Genomic DNA, 18471 nt, shown 5'->3' on the forward strand with positions numbered 1-18471 from the left:
TCATGCCTCCCGCAGCGTCTGGATCATGTAATTGACGTCGACATCGGACGCCAGCTTGTAGTGTTTGGTCAGGGGGTTGTAGGTCAGGCCGATGATGTCCTTGACCTCAAGGCCCGCCGCGCGGCTCCAGGCACCCAGCTCCGAGGGGCGGATGAATTTCTTGAAGTCGTGGGTGCCACGGGGCAGCAGGCCCATGATGTATTCGGCGCCGACGATGGCGAACAGATAAGCCTTGGGGTTGCGGTTGATGGTGGAGAAGAACACCTGGCCGCCGGGCTTGACCATGCGCATGCAGGAACGGATGACCGAGGACGGATCCGGCACGTGCTCGAGCATTTCCAGGCAAGTGACCACGTCGAACTGCTCAGGCATCTCTTCAGCCAGGGCTTCGGCAGTGATCTGCCGGTATTCCACTTCCACGCCGGATTCCAGCTGGTGCAGGCGGGCCACGGCCAGGGGTGCTTCGCCCATGTCGATGCCGGTGACGGTGGCACCGCGCTGAGCCATGGCTTCGCTGAGGATGCCGCCGCCGCAGCCGACGTCGAGGACCTTTTTACCGGCCAGATTGACTCGTTCGTCGATCCAGTTGACTCGCAGCGGGTTGATGTCGTGCAGCGGCTTGAACTCGCTTTCGCGGTCCCACCAACGATGGGCCAGGGCCTCGAATTTGGCGATTTCAGCGTGGTCGACGTTGCTCATGGGGTGTCCTCTTAATCTCAGAATTCGGTGTGGCCGGCCCGCTCAGCGCGGGTGTGGGCTGTCTTATTCGGCCTGGCCGCTGATCCGCAGGCCCCAGGCCCGGGCGGTCCGGCCCAGTGCCTGTTCATCCATGCGGGTCAGGCGGCGCTCCTCGAGCAAGGGCTTGCCTGCCACCCACACATGGCTGACGCAATCGCGGCCGGAGGCATATATCAGTTGCGATACCGGATCATAGACCGGTTGCTGGGCCAGGCCGGACAAGTCGAAGGCGACCATGTCGGCGGCCTTGCCAATTTCCAGGGAGCCGACCTCGGCCTGCAGGCCCAAGGCACGGGCGCCGTTGAGGGTCGCCATGCGCAGGGCGCGATGGGCATCCAGTGCCGTGGCCGAGCCAGCGACCGCTTTGGCCAGCAGTGCAGCGGTACGGGTTTCGCCGAGCAGATCCAGGTCATTGTTGCTGGCCGCACCGTCGGTGCCCACCGCAACATTGACTCCGGCCTGCCACAGGCGCTCCACCGGGCAGAAGCCACTGGCCAGTTTCAGGTTGGACTCCGGGCAATGAATCACGCTGGAGTTGCTTTCTACCAGCAAAGCCAGGTCGTCATCGCTGATTTGGGTCATATGAACGGCCTGGAAGCGCGGCCCGAGCATGCCGAGGCGGTGCAGGCGGGCCAGCGGGCGCTCCTGATTCTGTGCCACTGCCTGTTCGACTTCGAAGGCTGTTTCATGGACGTGCATCTGGATCATGGCGTCGAGTTCGTCGGCGATGACGCGGATTTTCTCCAGGTTGTCGTCGCCCACGGTGTAAGGCGCATGCGGACCGAAGGCCACGGTGATGCGCGGGTGATGGGCCAGGTCATTGAACAGTTCGACGCCGATATGCAGGGCTTCGTCGGTATTGCGTGCGCCGGGGATCGGGAAATCCAGCACCGGCACGGTGATCTGTGCGCGCATACCGCTGTTGTGCACGCGCTCGCTGGCCACCTTGGGGTAGAAGTACATGTCCGAGAAGCAGGTAATGCCGCCCTTGAGCTGCTCGGCGATGGCCAGGTCCGTGCCGTCGCGAACGAAGGCTTCATCAACCCATTTGCCTTCGGCGGGCCAGATATGCTCTTCGAGCCAGGTCATCAGCGGCAGATCGTCGGCCAGGCCGCGGAACAGAGTCATGGCGGCATGGCCGTGGGCATTGATCAGACCGGGGCTGAGCAACATGCCCGGCAGCTCGCGAATCTCGACAGCCTGCTGTTTCAAGGCCTCGGTCCGGGGACCGATGTAGACGATACGGCCGTCGCGAACGCCCAGGCCATGGTCCTTGAGCACCACGCCTGCAGGTTCGACCGGGACCAGCCAGGTCGGCAGGAGCAGCAGGTCGAGGGGCGCTTTGGTGTTCGGCATGGCAAGGCTTCCGGGCTTATTTATAGGGACGGCGAAGTATACCCGAGCGTCTTGCCGGACGGCTCGCTATAATCGGCGGCTTTTGGCCCCTTGTTTGCGAATTGCAAAGGTTTGCGTGCAGGCTTTCACATCGTGAACCTGCCGCTGCGTTGTCGCGCAGCAAACACGGGCCTGACGTGGGACCGGCTTTAGCCGGGAAGACGTCTGATCCGCTCATGCAAATGCAGCGGATGTACCGGTGCCTTCCCGGCTAAAGCCGGTCCCACAGGTGTGCATCTTTTCAGTGAATTATGTTTTGTTTGATAAAAGAGTGGGGTGTGTAATGCGCGATCGACTGTTGGCTGCAGAGAAAGTGAAGGCCATCGATTGGCGAGACGACGCGCTCTACCTGTTGGATCAGCGGGTTTTGCCGTTCGAGGAAACCTGGCACGCCTATACAAGTGCCGCCGGGGTCGCTGAGGCGATTCGCTCGATGGTCGTGCGTGGTGCGCCGGCCATTGGTATCAGCGCGGCCTATGGCATTGTGCTTGGCGCCCGCGCCCGTATCGCCGCTGGTAGTGACTGGGCGGCCGGGCTGGTAGAGGATTTTTCCATACTGGCGGCATCACGGCCGACTGCGGTCAATCTGTTCTGGGCGCTCAACCGCATGCGCGATCGCCTGCAACGGCTCAAGCCCACCGATGATCCGTTGACGGTGCTGGAAGCCGAGGCGGTAGCGATTCATCTGAGTGATCGCGAAGCCAACCTGACCATGGCCCAACTGGGCGCCGAACTGATCCGCAAGCATCAGGGCAACCTGCAGACCGTACTGACCCACTGCAACACCGGGGCTCTGGCCACTGGCGGCTTCGGTACTGCCTTGGGCGTTATCCGTGCGGCGCACCTGGAAGGCATGATCGAGCGGGTCTACGCCGACGAAACCCGACCCTGGCTGCAGGGCTCGCGCCTGACCGCCTGGGAACTGGCCAACGAAGGCATCCCGGTCACGCTTAACGCCGATTCGGCTGCGGCTCACTTGATGCGCACCAAAGGCCTGACCTGGGTCATCGTCGGCGCCGACCGCATCACCGCCAATGGCGACGTGGCGAACAAGATCGGTACTTATCAACTGGCCGTAGCCGCCATGCACCATGGTGTGCGGTTCATGGTGGTGGCGCCGAGTTCGACCATTGACATGGAAACTGCAAGCGGCGATGACATCGTCATCGAAGAGCGCGACGGTCGCGAATTGCTGGAAGTGGGCGGGCAGCGGGTCGGCGCGGATGTAGAAGCCTTCAATCCGGTGTTCGATGTGACTCCGGCGGATTTGATCGATGCCATCGTGACCGAAAAAGGCATCGTCGAGCGCCCTGATGCAGCGAAGATGGCCCTGCTGATGAGCCGTAAACACCTGCATTAAAATGGCCCGGCCAATTGCCATGAAGGCGGCTGTACGGCTCTGTGAGCGCGTATCAGGCGTCTTCTGGTCGCCTCGCTCGTTTTCAGCGCTTTCAAGGGATAGGTCCATGACGGCGTTTGTGCTAACATCCGGCGGTTTCCGGGGGTGCTTGCAAGAGTGGTCCCCACTGCACAGATCCAGGGCATAACTCGTTGATTTGTCGTAAGTCGCTATCCGGCACAGGCCGCTAGCGGCGAGCTTCGTTCGTCCCGCATGGATGACACGAGGTTTCACCAGAAAAAGGAATCAGGCTTCTCATGGGCGAACTGGCCAAAGAAATCCTCCCGGTCAATATCGAAGACGAGCTGAAGCAGTCCTATCTCGACTACGCGATGAGCGTAATCGTCGGACGGGCATTGCCGGATGCGCGCGATGGCTTGAAGCCCGTGCACCGGCGTGTTCTGTTCGCAATGAGCGAACTGGGCAACGACTGGAACAAGCCATACAAGAAATCCGCCCGTGTGGTCGGTGACGTCATCGGTAAGTATCACCCTCACGGTGATACGGCCGTTTACGACACCATCGTACGGATGGCGCAACCTTTCTCCCTGCGCTACCTGCTGGTAGATGGCCAGGGCAACTTCGGTTCGGTGGACGGCGACAACGCCGCAGCCATGCGATACACCGAAGTGCGCATGACCAAGCTGGCCCATGAACTGTTGGCCGACCTGCACAAGGAAACCGTGGACTGGGTGCCGAACTACGACGGCACCGAAATGATCCCGGCGGTCATGCCGACCCGTATTCCCAACCTGTTGGTCAACGGCTCCAGCGGTATCGCCGTGGGCATGGCGACCAACATTCCGCCGCACAACCTCGGTGAAGTCATCGACGGTTGCCTGGCGCTGATCGACAACCCTGAGTTGACGATCGACGAACTGATGGAATTCATTCCCGGCCCGGACTTCCCGACCGCAGCGATCATCAACGGTCGCGCCGGTATCGTCGAAGCCTACCGCACCGGTCGCGGACGCATTTATATGCGTGCGCGTTCCATGGTCGAAGACATCGACAAGGTCGGCGGCCGCCAGCAGATCGTCATCACCGAACTGCCGTACCAGCTGAACAAGGCGCGTCTGATCGAGAAGATCGCCGAGCTGGTCAAGGAAAAAAAACTCGAAGGTATTACCGAGCTGCGCGACGAATCCGACAAGGATGGTATGCGCGTAGTGATCGAGCTGCGTCGTGGCGAAGTGCCTGAGGTCATCCTCAACAACCTCTACGCCCAGACCCAGCTGCAAAGCGTCTTCGGTATCAACATCGTTGCGCTGATCGATGGCCGCCCACGGATCCTCAACCTCAAGGATCTGCTGGAAGCCTTCGTCCGTCACCGCCGCGAAGTCGTCACCCGCCGCACCGTCTTCGAACTGCGCAAGGCTCGCGAGCGCGGCCATATCCTTGAAGGCCAGGCGGTTGCCCTGTCCAACATCGATCCGGTCATCGCCCTGATCAAGGCTTCGCCGACCCCGGCCGAAGCCAAGGAAGGCCTGATCAGCACGCCGTGGGAATCCAGCGCCGTGGTGGAAATGGTCGAGCGCGCAGGCGCCGAATCCAGCCGCCCGGAAAACCTCGATCCGCAATACGGTCTGCGTGACGGCAAGTATTTCCTCTCGCCGGAACAGGCTCAGGCCATTCTGGAACTGCGTCTGCACCGTCTGACCGGTCTGGAGCACGAGAAGCTGCTGGGCGAGTATCAGGAAATCCTGACCCAGATCGGCGAGCTGATCCGCATCCTCAACAGCGCCACGCGCCTGATGGAAGTCATCCGCGAAGAGCTGGAACTGATCCGTGCCGAATACGGCGATGTGCGCCGCACCGAAATTCTCGATGCGCGCCTGGACCTGACCCTGGGTGACCTGATCACCGAAGAAGAGCGGGTCGTGACCATTTCCCATGGCGGCTATGCCAAGACCCAGCCATTGGCGGTCTATCAGGCCCAGCGTCGTGGCGGTAAAGGTAAATCGGCTACCGGCGTCAAGGATGAGGACTACATCGCTCACCTGCTGGTCGCCAACAGCCATACCACCCTGCTGATGTTCTCCAGCAAGGGCAAGGTGTACTGGCTCAAGACCTACGAGATTCCGGAAGCGTCCCGCGCTGCCCGTGGCCGTCCGCTGGTCAACCTGCTGCCACTGAGCGAAGGCGAGTACATCACCACCATGTTGCCGGTCGACCTGGAAGCCATGCGCAAGCGGGCTGACGAGGAAGACGAGGTCATTGATGGCGAACTCGACGACGCGGAAAACAGCGACGAAACCGAAGAAGAGCGCAAGGCGCGCATCAAGGCTGCGGACAAGAAGAAGGCGCCGTTCATCTTCATGTCCACCGCCAACGGTACCGTGAAGAAAACCCCGCTGGTGGCGTTCAGCCGTCAGCGTAGCGTCGGCCTGATCGCCCTTGAGCTGGACGAAGGCGACATCCTGATCTCCGCCGCCATCACCGATGGCGAGCAGGAAATCATGCTGTTCTCCGACGGAGGCAAGGTTACCCGCTTCAAGGAATCCGATGTCCGTGCCATGGGCCGTACCGCCCGCGGTGTGCGCGGCATGCGTCTGCCGGAAGGGCAGAAGCTGATTTCCATGCTGATCCCGGAAGAAGGCAGCCAGATCCTCACCGCTTCCGAGCGCGGCTATGGCAAGCGCACTGCGATTTCCGAGTTCCCTGAGTACAAGCGTGGCGGTCAGGGCGTTATCGCCATGGTCAGCAACGAGCGTAACGGCCGTCTGGTCGGTGCGGTGCAGGTGCTCGACGGCGAGGAGATCATGCTGATTTCCGATCAGGGCACCCTGGTCCGTACCCGTGTCGACGAAGTTTCCAGCCTCGGTCGTAACACCCAGGGCGTGACCCTGATCAAGCTGGCCAGCGACGAGAAACTGGTAGGTCTGGAGCGTGTGCAGGAGCCATCTGAAGTCGAAGGCGACGAACTGGACGACGAGGCGCTGGAAGGCGATCTGTCGGCCTCCGTCGATGCTGACGAAGCGGGTGATGAACTGCAGGCCGATGGTGCTGCGGACGACGAAGCACCGCAGGACTGAGCAAATCCTTGAGTTGAAGGGGGCGGGCAACGCCCCCGGTCTGAATGAACCCGCCTGAGAGCCCGATACGGTGTCGGTGTTCTCGGGGCCGTAGTGAGAGTGGATATGAGCAAGCGAGCCTTTAACTTCTGCGCAGGTCCTGCTGCGCTTCCTGAAGCTGTTCTGCTGCGCGCCCAGGCGGAACTCCTGGATTGGCATGGCAAAGGCCTGTCGGTCATGGAAATGAGCCATCGCAGCGATGAGTTCGTGTCCATCGCCAACAAGGCTGAGCAGGACCTGCGTGACCTGCTGAACATTCCGTCCAACTATAAAGTGCTGTTCCTGCAAGGCGGCGCCAGCCAGCAATTCAGCCAGATTCCGCTGAACCTGTTGCCCGAAGACGCCACTGCCGACTATATCGACACCGGTATCTGGTCGCAGAAAGCCATTGAAGAGGCGTCGCGCTACGGCCACGTCAATGTCGCGGCCAGCGCCAAGCCCTACGACTATTTCGCCATTCCCGGCCAGAACGAGTGGAAGCTGTCCAAAGACGCCGCCTACGTTCACTACGCCCCGAACGAAACCATCGGTGGCCTGGAATTCAACTGGATTCCTGAGACTGGCGACGTGCCATTGGTCGCTGACATGTCTTCGGACATCCTCTCGCGTCCGGTGGATATCTCGCGTTTCGGCATGATCTACGCCGGTGCCCAGAAGAACATCGGCCCGAGCGGCATCGTGGTTAACATCATTCGTGAAGACCTGCTGGGTCGTGCCCGTTCGCTCTGCCCGACCATGCTCAACTATAAGGTCGCAGCCGATAACGCCTCGATGTACAACACCCCGCCGACTCTGGCCTGGTATCTGTCCGGCCTGGTCTTCGAATGGCTGAAAGAGCAGGGCGGCGTCGAAGCCATTGCCACGCTCAATGACGTCAAGCAGCGCAAGCTGTACGACTTCATCGACGCCAGCGGCTTGTACAGCAACCCGATCAACAAGTCCGATCGCTCGTGGATGAACGTGCCGTTCCGCCTGGCTGATGATCGCCTGGACAAGCCGTTCCTCGCCGGTGCCGAAGCACGCGGGCTGCTTAACCTCAAGGGCCACCGTTCGGTGGGCGGCATGCGTGCCTCCATCTATAACGCGGTGGATATCCACGCAGTCAATGCGCTGGTGGCGTACATGGCTGAGTTCGAGAAGGAACACGGCTAATGTCCGAACAGGAACTCAAGGCCCTGCGGGTCCGCATTGACAGTCTGGACGAGAAAGTTCTGGAGCTGATCAGTGAGCGCGCCCGCTGCGCCCAGGAAGTGGCACGGGTGAAAATGGCGTCCCTGGCTGAAGGCGAGGTGCCGGTGTTCTACCGTCCCGAGCGCGAGGCCCAGGTGCTCAAGCGCGTCATGGAGCGTAACCGTGGCCCGCTGAGCAACGAAGAGATGGCGCGGCTGTTCCGCGAAATCATGTCGTCGTGCCTAGCTCTTGAACAACCGCTGAAAGTGGCTTACCTCGGCCCGGAAGGCACCTTCACCCAGGCTGCTGCCATCAAGCATTTTGGCAACGCCGTGATTAGCCGTCCGATGGCGGCGATCGACGAAGTGTTCCGTGAAGTCGCCGCCGGTGCGGTGAACTTCGGTGTCGTCCCGGTGGAAAACTCCACTGAAGGTGCGGTCAACCACACTCTCGACAGTTTCCTTGAGCATGACATGGTCATCTGTGGCGAAGTCGAGCTGCGTATTCACCACCACCTGCTGGTCGGCGAAAACACCAAGACCGAAAGCATCAGCCGCATCTACTCCCACGCCCAGTCCCTGGCCCAGTGCCGCAAGTGGCTGGACGCGCACTACCCGAATGTTGAGCGCATCGCCGTTGCCAGCAACGCCGAGGCGGCCAAGCGGGTCAAGGGTGAGTGGAACTCCGCTGCCATTGCCGGTGACATGTCCGCAGGCCTGTACGGCCTGACGCGTATTGCCGAGAAGATCGAAGACCGTCCGGACAACTCGACGCGTTTCCTGATCATCGGCAGTCAGGAAGTACCGCCGACGGGTGACGACAAGACCTCGATCATTGTCTCGATGAGCAACAAGCCCGGCGCGCTCCACGAGCTACTGGTGCCTTTCCACGAGAACGGCATCGACCTGACCCGTATCGAGACCCGGCCTTCGCGCAGCGGTAAATGGACCTACGTGTTCTTTATCGATTTCGTCGGCCATCACCGCGATCCACTGGTCAAGGCCGTACTGGAGCAGATTAGCCAGGAAGCGGTTGCACTCAAGGTACTGGGTTCCTACCCGAAAGCGGTTCTCTGACAGGGGCGATACATGAGCGTCGACTTCCTCGCCCTGGCTCAGCCGGGCGTGCAAAAACTATCGCCTTATGTTCCGGGCAAACCGGTTGATGAGCTGGCTCGTGAGCTGGGCCTGGACCCGGCGCAGATCATCAAGCTGGCGAGCAATGAGAACCCGCTGGGCGCCAGTCCCAAGGCGCTCGAAGCGATTCGCAGCGAACTTGCCGAACTGACCCGCTATCCGGATGGCAACGGCTTCGATCTGAAGCAACGCCTCGCTGCGCGCTGTAATGTGCAGGCCAGCCAGGTCACTCTGGGCAATGGCTCCAACGATATTCTTGAACTGGTTGCCCGTGCCTACCTGGCGCCGGGGTTGAATGCGGTATTCAGTGAGTATGCGTTCGCTATCTACCCCATCGTTACCCAGGCGGTCGGCGCTGATGCTCGCGTTGCGCCGGCCAAGGACTGGGGGCATGACCTGACGGCCATGCTCGCGGCCATCGACAGCAATACCCGCGTGGTATTCGTCGCCAACCCGAACAACCCGACCGGCACCTGGTTCGGTCCCGACGCGCTCGCCGCGTTCCTCGCTGCGGTGCCGAAAGACGTGCTGGTGGTGCTGGACGAGGCTTATATCGAATACGCCGCAGGCGCTGAGCTGCCGGATGGTCTCAACTATCTGGCCGATTTCCCCAACCTGCTGGTATCGCGCACCTTCTCCAAGGCCTACGGCCTGGCCTCGCTGCGTGTCGGCTATGCGCTGTCGACGCCGCAAGTGGCCGACGTGCTCAATCGTGTGCGCCAGCCCTTCAACGTCAACAGCCTGGCCCTGGCTGCTGCCTGCGCTGCGCTGGACGACGCCGAGTATGTCGAGAAGAGTCGTCAGCTCAATGAAGTCGGCATGGAACAGCTGGAAGGCGGTTTGCGCCTGATGGGTCTGAAGTGGATTCCCTCGAAGGCCAACTTCATTGCCATCGACCTTGAACGTGAAGCGGCGCCGGTCTATCAAGGGCTGCTGCGCGAAGGCGTGATCGTGCGTCCGATCGGTGGTTATGGCATGCCGAATCATTTGCGCGTCAGCATTGGTCTGCCCGCCGAGAACACCCGCTTCCTCGAGGCCCTGGCCAAGGTTCTGGCGCGTGGTTGATGTCATCTCAGTGCAATCAGGCCAACCTATGATCGGGCGCTTGGTGGTGATCGGTCTTGGCCTCATCGGCGGTTCCTTCGCCAAGGGCCTGCGTGAAAGCGGCCTGTGCGGCGAAGTGGTGGGTGTCGACCTGGACCCGCAATCGCGGCGTCTGGCGGTAGAGCTCGGTGTAGTTGATCGCTGTGAAGAAGACATTGCCGTCGCCTGTCGCGGTGCTGATGTCATTCAACTGGCAGTGCCGATCCTGGCCATGGAAAAGTTGCTGGGGCTGCTGGCAACCATGGATCTGGGCAACGCCGTGCTGACCGATGTCGGCAGTGCCAAAGGCAATGTGGTACGTGCTGCCGGTGTGGCCTTTGGCGCCATGCCATCGCGTTTCGTGCCGGGGCATCCGATTGCCGGGTCCGAGCAAAGCGGAGTGGAAGCGTCGAATTCGCAGTTGTTCAAGCGGCACAAGGTCATCCTGACCCCGCTGCCCGAGACCGATCCCGACGCCCTGGCGGTGGTTGACCGGTTATGGCGCGCGCTGGGTGCGGACGTCGAGCATATGCAGGTCCAGCGCCATGACGAAGTCCTCGCCGCCACCAGTCATCTGCCGCACCTATTGGCGTTCGGTCTGGTGGACTCCCTGGCCAAACGTAACGAAAACCTGGATATCTTCCGTTACGCTGCTGGAGGTTTTCGTGATTTCACCCGAATCGCCGGCAGTGACCCGGTAATGTGGCACGACATCTTCCTGGCCAACCGCGAGGCGGTGCTGCGCACCCTGGATACCTTCCGCAGCGACCTGGACGTGCTGCGCGATGCCATCGATGCCGGTGACGGTCACCAGTTGCTCGGCGTGTTTACCCGGGCACGGGTGGCGCGGGAGCATTTCGGCAAGATCCTGGCGCGGCGGGCTTATGTAGAGCCGGCTGCCCACACCCGCAATATCAGTTTCCTGGCGGGCCCTGGCGGCAGCGTCAACGGGCGTATTCGCGTGCCGGGGGATAAATCGATTTCCCATCGCGCGATCATGCTTGGCTCCCTGGCTGAAGGCACCACCGAGGTCGAAGGTTTCCTTGAGGGTGAAGATGCCCTGGCGACCATCCAGGCCTTCCGCGATATGGGCGTGGTCATTGAAGGCCCGCATCATGGCCGCGTGACCATTCATGGCGTCGGCCTGCATGGCCTGAAATCGCCGCCGGGGCCGATTTACCTCGGCAACTCCGGAACGTCCATGCGCCTGCTGGCCGGTTTGCTCGCGGGGCAGAGTTTCGATACGACCCTGACCGGTGATGCCTCGTTGTCTCGGCGTCCCATGGAGCGTGTGGCCGGGCCGCTGCGCGAAATGGGCGCGGTGATCGAGACGGCCGCCGAGGGCCGTCCGCCGCTGGTCATTCGCGGTGGCCACACCCTCAAGGCGCTCAAATACCAGATGCCGATGGCCAGTGCTCAGGTCAAATCCTGCCTGCTGCTGGCCGGCCTGTATGCCGATGGGCAGACCAGTGTCAGTGAGCCTGCTACCACTCGTGACCATACCGAGCGTCTGCTGCGTGGCTTTGGTTACCCGGTGTGTGTCAAAGCCAATCGGGCGACCCTTGAGTCCGGGCATAGCCTCACCGCGACCCATATCGAAGTGCCAGCTGATATTTCGTCGGCAGCCTTCTTCATGGTCGCGGCGTCGATTGCCGAGGGTTCGGAGTTGCTGCTGGAACATGTCGGCATCAACCCGACCAGGGTCGGCGTGATCGAGATTCTGCGGCTGATGGGGGGTAATATTACCCTTGAGAATCAGCGCGAAGTCGGTGGTGAGCCGGTGGCGGACCTGCGCGTGCGCTCGGCCCGCCTGAAAGGCATCGAAATCCCTCAGGCCTTGGTGCCTTTGGCGATCGACGAGTTTCCGGTGCTGTTCGTCGCAGCGGCCTGTGCCGAAGGGCGCACTGTGCTGCGTGGTGCCGAAGAATTGCGCGTCAAGGAATCCGACCGTATCCAGGCCATGGCCGATGGGCTGCTGGCATTGGGTGTGCAAGTGGAGCCGACGCCGGACGGCATCATCATTGATGGCGGTGCCATCGGTGGCGGTGAAGTCGATGCCCGTGGCGATCATCGTATCGCCATGGCATTCAGTGTTGCATCTTTGCGGGCGAGTGCCGCCATTCGCGTAAATGATTGCGCTAATGTCGCCACGTCCTTCCCTAATTTTATTGAGCTGTGCGCACAGGTTGGTCTTGGTGTCGTGCAGGAGGTGCATTCGTGAAAGCCAAGGCTCCAGTCATCACTATCGATGGGCCTAGCGGATCCGGTAAAGGAACCGTTGCCGGCCTGCTGGCCAAGCACCTGGGTTGGTGTCTGCTCGATTCGGGCGCGCTTTATCGCCTGTTGGCATTCGCCGCCCGCAATCATGGTGTCGACCTGACCAACGAAGAAGCCCTCAAGCTGCTGGCCGCCCACCTCGACGTGCAGTTCGAGACGGTCGCGGGCGGTGGTCAGCGCATCGTTCTTGAAGGCGAAGACGTTACCCATTCGATCCGCAACGAGCAGATCGGCAGCGGTGCTTCCCAGGTCGCTTCGTTGCCGGCGGTGCGCGATGCGCTGCTGCAGCGCCAGCGTGCCTTCCAGGAAGAGCCGGGGCTGGTAGCCGACGGCCGGGACATGGGTACGGTGGTCTTCCCTGACGCCCCCTTGAAGATTTTCCTCACCGCCAGCGCCGAGGAACGTGCACGTCGTCGTTACTTGCAGTTGAAGGCCAAGGGCGATGATGTTAGTCTGTCGAGTCTGCTAGAAGAGATATGTGCGCGCGATGAGCGTGACACCCAGCGAGCGGTAGCCCCGCTCAAGCCGGCGCAAGACGCCATCCAGCTGGATTCTACCGAGTTGTCTATCGAGCAGGTGCTGGAACGCATCCGTAGTGAAATCGCCCTTCGCGATATCGCCGGGTGACCAAGGAGCCATGTGGGAGACCAGACCGAGTCCCGCAGGCTTCCTTTCATATGAACGAAACCCACGTTGTCTGGAGCGTGGCAGATGGGCGTATTCTTCGCCCTTGATCAACAGGAATTAAAATGAGCGAAAGCTTTGCAGAACTTTTTGAAGAAAGCCTGAAAACCCTGAACCTTCAGCCGGGCGCAATCATTACCGGTATCGTTGTCGACATCGACGGTGACTGGGTAACTGTACACGCTGGCCTGAAGTCCGAGGGTGTCATCCCGCTCGAGCAGTTCTACAACGACGCTGGCGAGCTGACCATCAAGGTCGGTGACGAAGTTCACGTTGCTCTGGACGCGGTCGAAGACGGCTTTGGCGAAACCAAGCTGTCCCGCGAAAAAGCCAAGCGCGCTGAGTGCTGGATTGTTCTGGAAGCGGCTTTCGCAGCTGAAGAAGTGGTCAAGGGCGTTATCAACGGTAAGGTTAAAGGCGGCTTCACTGTCGACGTTAACGGCATCCGTGCGTTCCTGCCTGGTTCTCTGGTTGACGTCCGCCCTGTGCGTGACACGACTCACCTGGAAGGCAAAGAGCTCGAATTCAAGGTCATCAAACTGGACCAGAAGCGCAACAACGTTGTCGTTTCCCGTCGCAGCGTCCTGGAAGCCGAGAACAGCGCCGAGCGCGAAGCTCTGCTGGAATCCTTGCAGGAAGGCCAACAAGTCAAAGGTATCGTCAAGAACCTCACCGATTACGGCGCATTCGTCGATCTGGGTGGCGTCGATGGCCTGCTGCACATCACCGACATGGCTTGGAAGCGTATCAAGCATCCATCGGAAATCGTCAACGTTGGCGATGAGATCGATGTAAAAGTCCTGAAGTACGATCGCGAGCGCAATCGTGTTTCCCTGGGCCTGAAGCAACTGGGCGAAGACCCATGGGTTGCTATCAAAGCTCGTTACCCGGAAAGCACCCGCGTTACCGCGCGTGTAACCAACCTGACCGACTACGGCTGCTTTGCAGAGCTGGAAGAAGGCGTGGAAGGCCTGGTACACGTTTCCGAAATGGACTGGACCAACAAAAACATCCACCCTTCGAAAGTCGTACAAGTCGGCGACGAAGTGGAAGTTATGGTTCTGGACATCGACGAAGAGCGTCGTCGTATCTCCCTCGGCATCAAGCAGTGCAAATCTAACCCATGGGAAGATTTCTCTGGCCAGTTCAACAAGGGCGATAAAATCTCCGGCACCATCAAGTCGATCACCGATTTCGGTATCTTCATTGGTCTGGACGGCGGCATCGACGGCCTGGTTCACCTGTCCGACATCTCCTGGAACGAAGTGGGCGAAGAAGCCGTACGTCGCTTCAAGAAGGGCGACGAGCTCGACACCGTCATCCTGTCTGTTGATCCAGAGCGCGAGCGCATCTCCCTGGGTATCAAACAGCTGGAAAGCGATCCGTTCTCCGAGTACGTCACTGTCAATGACAAAGGCGCAATCGTCCGCGGTATCGTGAAAGAAGTTGACGCCAAAGGCGCCATCATCACCCTGGCCGACGACATCGAAGCGACCCTCAAAGCCTCCGAAATCAGCCGTGACCGCGTTGAAGACGCGCGTAACGTTCTGAAAGAAGGCGAAGAGATCGAAGCCAAGATCATCAGCGTTGACCGCAAGAGCCGCGTAATCAGCTTGTCCATCAAGTCGAAAGACGTTGAAGACGAGAAAGAAGCGATCCAGAGCCTGCGTAGCAAGCCTGACACCGCTGAAAACACTGGTCCTACCACTCTTGGTGACCTGTTGCGCGCACAAATGGAAAAACAGAACTAAGTTCTGCTTGACCATGAAAAAGGGCGACTTCGGTCGCCCTTTTTTGTGGGCGCGATTTTGGTACCCTCCAAAAGGTATAGTGTTAATCCGGATATGCCTTCAGAAGCGCTCTCAGGGCTTCTCAGGGCGCATTCAGGGCGAACTGCTTGTCCTGGCAAGGATGAAACGAGGTGCGCCACTGTCACGCTCACGCAACATTTTCGTGCACGACATGGCTGTTGCTATATAAGTCAATACTTGGGCTGTTCAAATCCTTCAGGTCATGCTAAAACCTTCGGAGCGCTGTCCTAGCTGCTTGAAAAAGAAGGGAAAAATATGACGAAGTCGGAGTTGATCGAACGAATTGTCACCCATCAGGGGCTGCTCTCATCCAAGGATGTCGAGCTGGCCATCAAGACCATGCTTGAGCAGATGTCGCAATGCCTGGCGACAGGCGATCGCATCGAAATTCGCGGCTTCGGCAGCTTCTCGCTGCATTACCGGGCACCCCGGGTCGGCCGCAATCCGAAGACCGGCCAATCGGTAAGTCTCGACGGTAAATTCGTTCCGCACTTCAAGCCAGGCAAAGAATTGCGTGATCGTGTCAACGAAGACGAAGAAGAGGGGCTCTAGGCCTCCCGAAAGGAGCTTAAAATGCGGATGTTCACGCGGATTCTTACAGCGATCATCGCATTGCTGCTTATCGTATCGACCATAGTGTTCGTTCTTGAGAACCGGCAGATCGTGTCTCTGGTGTTCTTTGGCTGGTCGTCCCCCGAACTGGTCCTCGCTGTACCGATTATCGCCGCGCTGTTGATCGGCATGCTGATCGGGCCGCTTCTGGGGTGGGCGGTGGGACTGCATAAGAAGCGCAAGCCAGTGGCTCAACGCTCTATCTGAATCGCTTCTCTAGCGATTCCGTATCCTATAATTTGCCGAGCGTTGTGTTGGAGCGGGTTGCGTTACGAGCGCGATCAAAATTGTATTCAGTCGCTCCTTCAGGTCTTGTTTAATTCCCTCGGCGGTATCTTTTCCGTAAACAGTCCCTCCTTCCTAGAGTTACCATGTAATACCTGTATGAGTTTTTTGTAGGAAAGTTCTACTTGTATTGAGTGAATTAGTTAATTTTCGGGTAAGTTAATTTTTTGGTTTGATTTGAGCGGCCGTTTTCGTTGGCTCGCGTAAATTTTTGTCACTGGTACAGCCACTAAAGGCAGGTTTTTCGTTGCTTGCAAACAATTGAAATACGTGCAAAATGCTCGCCGTCCTCTTTGCAGATGATTGCGATAGGTGTGAGGGGTATGGGCGTTGTTTATCCAGGCTGATACAGTTGCTGGGTGTTTATTTTTAATAATTTCAGTGCTACAACGAATAAAAATATTAGTGGTGTGGGTAGAATATGAGGGTTGAAAGTTCGATCTTGCTCAAGATGTTGGTTGTTTATTCTATAAGGGGTGTGTCAGGTATCGGGACGTTGTTGGCGATCCTGTTAATAGGGCGCTTCTACACCAGCGTAGAGTTGGCGAGTTACTCGCTTTTCATGTTCTTATTCAACCTTGTAACAATAGTTTTTTTGTGGGGTGATGCTATTACCATGGTGGATAGCTATAATGTAACTGATGATGATGTTCCGGTTCCCGTCTGGTTAGGTTATAAAATGCTGGATGGTGTAGTTGTCGTGTCACTTTTGTACGGCGGATTGCTATATTTTGGTCATTGGAACTACGGTTTGATGGGTGGCATTCCTGTAGGTTTGATGGCGTTGTTGGCGGCTTTGCTGGTGGTCAAAAAAAGAATTATCATGGCTTCTCTGTGTTTTGAATTTAGTCGGGCTGTCATGCCGTTTGTCATAATGGTAGCGGTGGTGTCGGTGCCGATGTATACCGAGTTTGATGTGCTTGTATTTTTCGCCTATTCATCTTTTTGGCTCTGCTTGCCAGTCTTGTTTGTTTACGCCAGAAAAGAAAAAGTATGGAGTGTCAACTTCTCGCTAAATATCAGAGGCTGGTTGAAAACTAAATGGGTAGGAGTTCCTGTTTTAGTACCGCAAATAATAATAGTCTTGGCTTTTCAGGCTGATCGATTATTTATCAATTACTGGGGTGATGTAGAAGAGTTGGCCTCCTATTTCGCTGCGCAAACTCTTTACACCGTCGTTCTGGTTGCTGTGCATTCGACATTTAACCTGATGATCCCAAAAGCTTCAAAAATCGCTTTGTCTGGTGAGGGCGATATGCGAGGTGTGAGTAGAATAATGCTCTCGGTGCAGGTAGGTGCCAGTCTGGCAATTATACCATTGGCTTCTGTTTACCTTGGATATATAAGTGTGGATAAGGCTATTGCCATGCAATCCATGTTGCTGCTTATGGCCGGTGGCGTCCTCTCGGCGTGTTTCGGTATTGGTTTACCGGCTCTGCAGTTTTGCAGAAGGAAAAGTATTTACCTTAAAGTGGTGTCGATTGGTGTGGTGCTTCAGCTTCTAGTAATCACCTTTGGATACTCAATACTCGGACTATATTCAGTGGCGTTAGGGTTTGTGATTTACAACGTATCTACTTCTCTGTTGGCCGCTTGGTTTTGGCGAAAGACTGCAGTTGTAATGAACCCGTTTTCGGTGGCTAAAATATAAGACGCTGGTTGTGAGGCTGGGGGTAGATCTGTGTACCTTAACATTTCTAGGAAGCTTGTATGCTTGGTGTTCTTTGGGACAGGCGTACTGAAAATCGGCTTGGCTGTTTACACCATGAAGAATGGACTATGGTCGTTCGGTGAAGGTAATGACGCCGACTATTACCATAATTATGCCGTGGGTAATGTTGAGAGTATGGCGAATTTCTGGAATCGGCTATTAAGGCTGATGAATGACTACGGGTTTTATTCCAGAGAGGGCGTGACAATCCTATTGATGATGATGGGGTTTGTAGCCATACCTCTGATGGTTGCGGAGCTGAGTGTCGGTAATCGTATGGCTGAACCGAAGATATATTGGTCGGTCGCCATATTAGTCGGCGTCTATCCAACGCTATGTTACTACGCGTTGGATATTTATCGAGATGTATTTTTATGTTTTATATTTTTAGTTGCGGTGTATGTTGTTAAGCATTTTTTCCTGTTGCAAGGTGTTGGCAGACGGTTCATGGCATCGTTGCTGATTGTGGCTATGTCCTACATTATGTTTTTATTTAGGCCTTATTTAGGTGCCAGTTTTGCTGTGGCTTGGTTGGGCGCGTTTGTTATTTATCATGCAAGGTGGCCATTGGTATGGTCCGTCATCGGATATTTACTTGCATTAAATGGCCTTTTTGCGCTGGGCGCGCTGGACAAGATTTTACTGTATAGGTCAATGTTTGAGTTAACTCTGAAGGGCGGTACTAATCTAGGCTTGAGTTTTGACTCTGTCCCATTATTTATACCGATGTTTTTGCAGAGTTTTTCCATTCAGATGCTAGGGTTCTATTTTTCTAATCTGCTCGGTTGGCTTTTTTTTCTGGTGGAAAGTGTCCCTTTTATGTTGGGTGCTATGTATTTGATACTGAACAGGCGCTTTGCCGACCGCCTGGTTGTTTTTCTAACGCTTTTCTTTGTGGTTTACGGAACTATATGGCTTCTCGGTAACGACAATATGGGAACTGCTGTCAGGCTAAGGTTGTGTAACTACCTGGCGCTCATCATTTGTGTAGTCACGGTCTACCTGACGAAAAAAAATCGTTACGAGGGGAAGTATGAAAGGGTTGATGGCAGATTGGGCGAGTTACATCAGCTCCCAGATGATTTTAGATAGGAGA

The 18471-nt window shown here is 57.6% G+C and carries 14 protein-coding genes; 12 read left to right on the forward strand and 2 right to left on the reverse strand.

The genetic code is table 11. The features are described 5' to 3' along the window. Together ubiG and AC1Z24_RS07655 are read right to left on the reverse strand one after the other, a co-directional pair. Nucleotides 1-699: a bifunctional 2-polyprenyl-6-hydroxyphenol methylase/3-demethylubiquinol 3-O-methyltransferase UbiG gene (ubiG, locus tag AC1Z24_RS07650; protein WP_483745154.1), complete on the reverse strand. Its 699-nt coding sequence runs from the start codon at nt 697-699 to the stop codon at nt 1-3. A gap of 63 nt (nt 700-762) precedes the next feature. After that, the gene (locus AC1Z24_RS07655) at nt 763-2094 is read right to left on the reverse strand and encodes a TRZ/ATZ family hydrolase (protein ID WP_483745155.1); all 1332 of its coding nucleotides are present in this window, start codon (nt 2092-2094) and stop codon (nt 763-765) included. Between the two features lie 322 nt (nt 2095-2416). Between AC1Z24_RS07655 and mtnA the strand changes: the two genes are divergently transcribed. The 12 genes from mtnA (at nt 2417) to AC1Z24_RS07715 (ending at nt 18467) form a co-directional block, all read left to right on the forward strand. After that, nucleotides 2417-3493, forward strand: coding sequence for an S-methyl-5-thioribose-1-phosphate isomerase (gene mtnA / locus AC1Z24_RS07660; protein WP_483745156.1), 1077 nt, complete (start codon nt 2417-2419; stop codon nt 3491-3493). Between the two features lie 296 nt (nt 3494-3789). Next, nucleotides 3790-6567, forward strand: a complete 2778-nt coding sequence (gene gyrA, locus AC1Z24_RS07665) for a DNA gyrase subunit A (protein WP_483745157.1) — start codon at nt 3790-3792, stop codon at nt 6565-6567. 105 nt (nt 6568-6672) lie between these two features. Then, nucleotides 6673-7758: a 3-phosphoserine/phosphohydroxythreonine transaminase gene (serC, locus tag AC1Z24_RS07670; protein WP_483745158.1), complete on the forward strand. Its 1086-nt coding sequence runs from the start codon at nt 6673-6675 to the stop codon at nt 7756-7758. Next, the gene (pheA, locus tag AC1Z24_RS07675) at nt 7758-8852 is read left to right on the forward strand and encodes a prephenate dehydratase (protein WP_259099358.1); all 1095 of its coding nucleotides are present in this window, start codon (nt 7758-7760) and stop codon (nt 8850-8852) included. The genes serC and pheA overlap by 1 nt, the downstream gene beginning before the upstream one ends. 12 nt (nt 8853-8864) lie before the next feature. Beyond that, complete coding sequence (gene hisC, locus AC1Z24_RS07680; protein WP_483745159.1) at nt 8865-9977, forward strand: histidinol-phosphate transaminase; 1113 nt, start codon at nt 8865-8867, stop codon at nt 9975-9977. Nucleotides 9978-10005: 28 nt separating this feature from the next. Beyond that, nucleotides 10006-12216, forward strand: a complete 2211-nt coding sequence (locus AC1Z24_RS07685; RefSeq protein WP_483745160.1) for a bifunctional prephenate dehydrogenase/3-phosphoshikimate 1-carboxyvinyltransferase — start codon at nt 10006-10008, stop codon at nt 12214-12216. Beyond that, entirely contained in the window at nt 12213-12899 is a 687-nt protein-coding gene (gene cmk / locus AC1Z24_RS07690) for a (d)CMP kinase (protein WP_259099363.1), read from the forward strand. The genes AC1Z24_RS07685 and cmk overlap by 4 nt, the downstream gene beginning before the upstream one ends. A gap of 122 nt (nt 12900-13021) precedes the next feature. After that, on the forward strand, nt 13022-14707 hold the full coding sequence (rpsA, locus tag AC1Z24_RS07695) for a 30S ribosomal protein S1 (RefSeq protein WP_259099365.1): 1686 nt from the start codon (nt 13022-13024) through the stop codon (nt 14705-14707). Nucleotides 14708-15022: 315 nt separating this feature from the next. After that, nucleotides 15023-15319: an integration host factor subunit beta gene (gene ihfB, locus AC1Z24_RS07700; protein WP_003369729.1), complete on the forward strand. Its 297-nt coding sequence runs from the start codon at nt 15023-15025 to the stop codon at nt 15317-15319. A gap of 21 nt (nt 15320-15340) precedes the next feature. Then, nucleotides 15341-15586 (forward strand): lipopolysaccharide assembly protein LapA domain-containing protein, encoded by a 246-nt coding sequence (locus AC1Z24_RS07705; protein ID WP_483745161.1) that lies wholly within the window; start codon nt 15341-15343, stop codon nt 15584-15586. 520 nt (nt 15587-16106) lie between these two features. Then, nucleotides 16107-17315 (forward strand): lipopolysaccharide biosynthesis protein, encoded by a 1209-nt coding sequence (locus tag AC1Z24_RS07710; RefSeq protein WP_483745162.1) that lies wholly within the window; start codon nt 16107-16109, stop codon nt 17313-17315. A 99-nt stretch (nt 17316-17414) separates the two neighbouring features. Beyond that, nucleotides 17415-18467, forward strand: coding sequence for a hypothetical protein (locus AC1Z24_RS07715; protein WP_483745163.1), 1053 nt, complete (start codon nt 17415-17417; stop codon nt 18465-18467). Nucleotides 18468-18471: the final 4 nt, after the last annotated feature.

It is taken from the genome of Pseudomonas sp. JL23, assembly GCF_056933585.1.

What these genes read in the sequence shown, in the direction of transcription:
- ubiG (WP_483745154.1), bottom strand. Translation starts at nt 699, where the DNA reads ATGAGCAACGTCGACCACGCTGAAATCGCCAAATTCGAGGCCCTGGCC.
- AC1Z24_RS07655 (WP_483745155.1), bottom strand. Translation starts at nt 2,094, where the DNA reads ATGCCGAACACCAAAGCGCCCCTCGACCTGCTGCTCCTGCCGACCTGG.
- mtnA (WP_483745156.1), top strand. Translation starts at nt 2,417, where the DNA reads ATGCGCGATCGACTGTTGGCTGCAGAGAAAGTGAAGGCCATCGATTGG.
- gyrA (WP_483745157.1), top strand. Translation starts at nt 3,790, where the DNA reads ATGGGCGAACTGGCCAAAGAAATCCTCCCGGTCAATATCGAAGACGAG.
- serC (WP_483745158.1), top strand. Translation starts at nt 6,673, where the DNA reads ATGAGCAAGCGAGCCTTTAACTTCTGCGCAGGTCCTGCTGCGCTTCCT.
- pheA (WP_259099358.1), top strand. Translation starts at nt 7,758, where the DNA reads ATGTCCGAACAGGAACTCAAGGCCCTGCGGGTCCGCATTGACAGTCTG.
- hisC (WP_483745159.1), top strand. Translation starts at nt 8,865, where the DNA reads ATGAGCGTCGACTTCCTCGCCCTGGCTCAGCCGGGCGTGCAAAAACTA.
- AC1Z24_RS07685 (WP_483745160.1), top strand. Translation starts at nt 10,006, where the DNA reads ATGATCGGGCGCTTGGTGGTGATCGGTCTTGGCCTCATCGGCGGTTCC.
- rpsA (WP_259099365.1), top strand. Translation starts at nt 13,022, where the DNA reads ATGAGCGAAAGCTTTGCAGAACTTTTTGAAGAAAGCCTGAAAACCCTG.
- ihfB (WP_003369729.1), top strand. Translation starts at nt 15,023, where the DNA reads ATGACGAAGTCGGAGTTGATCGAACGAATTGTCACCCATCAGGGGCTG.
- AC1Z24_RS07705 (WP_483745161.1), top strand. Translation starts at nt 15,341, where the DNA reads ATGCGGATGTTCACGCGGATTCTTACAGCGATCATCGCATTGCTGCTT.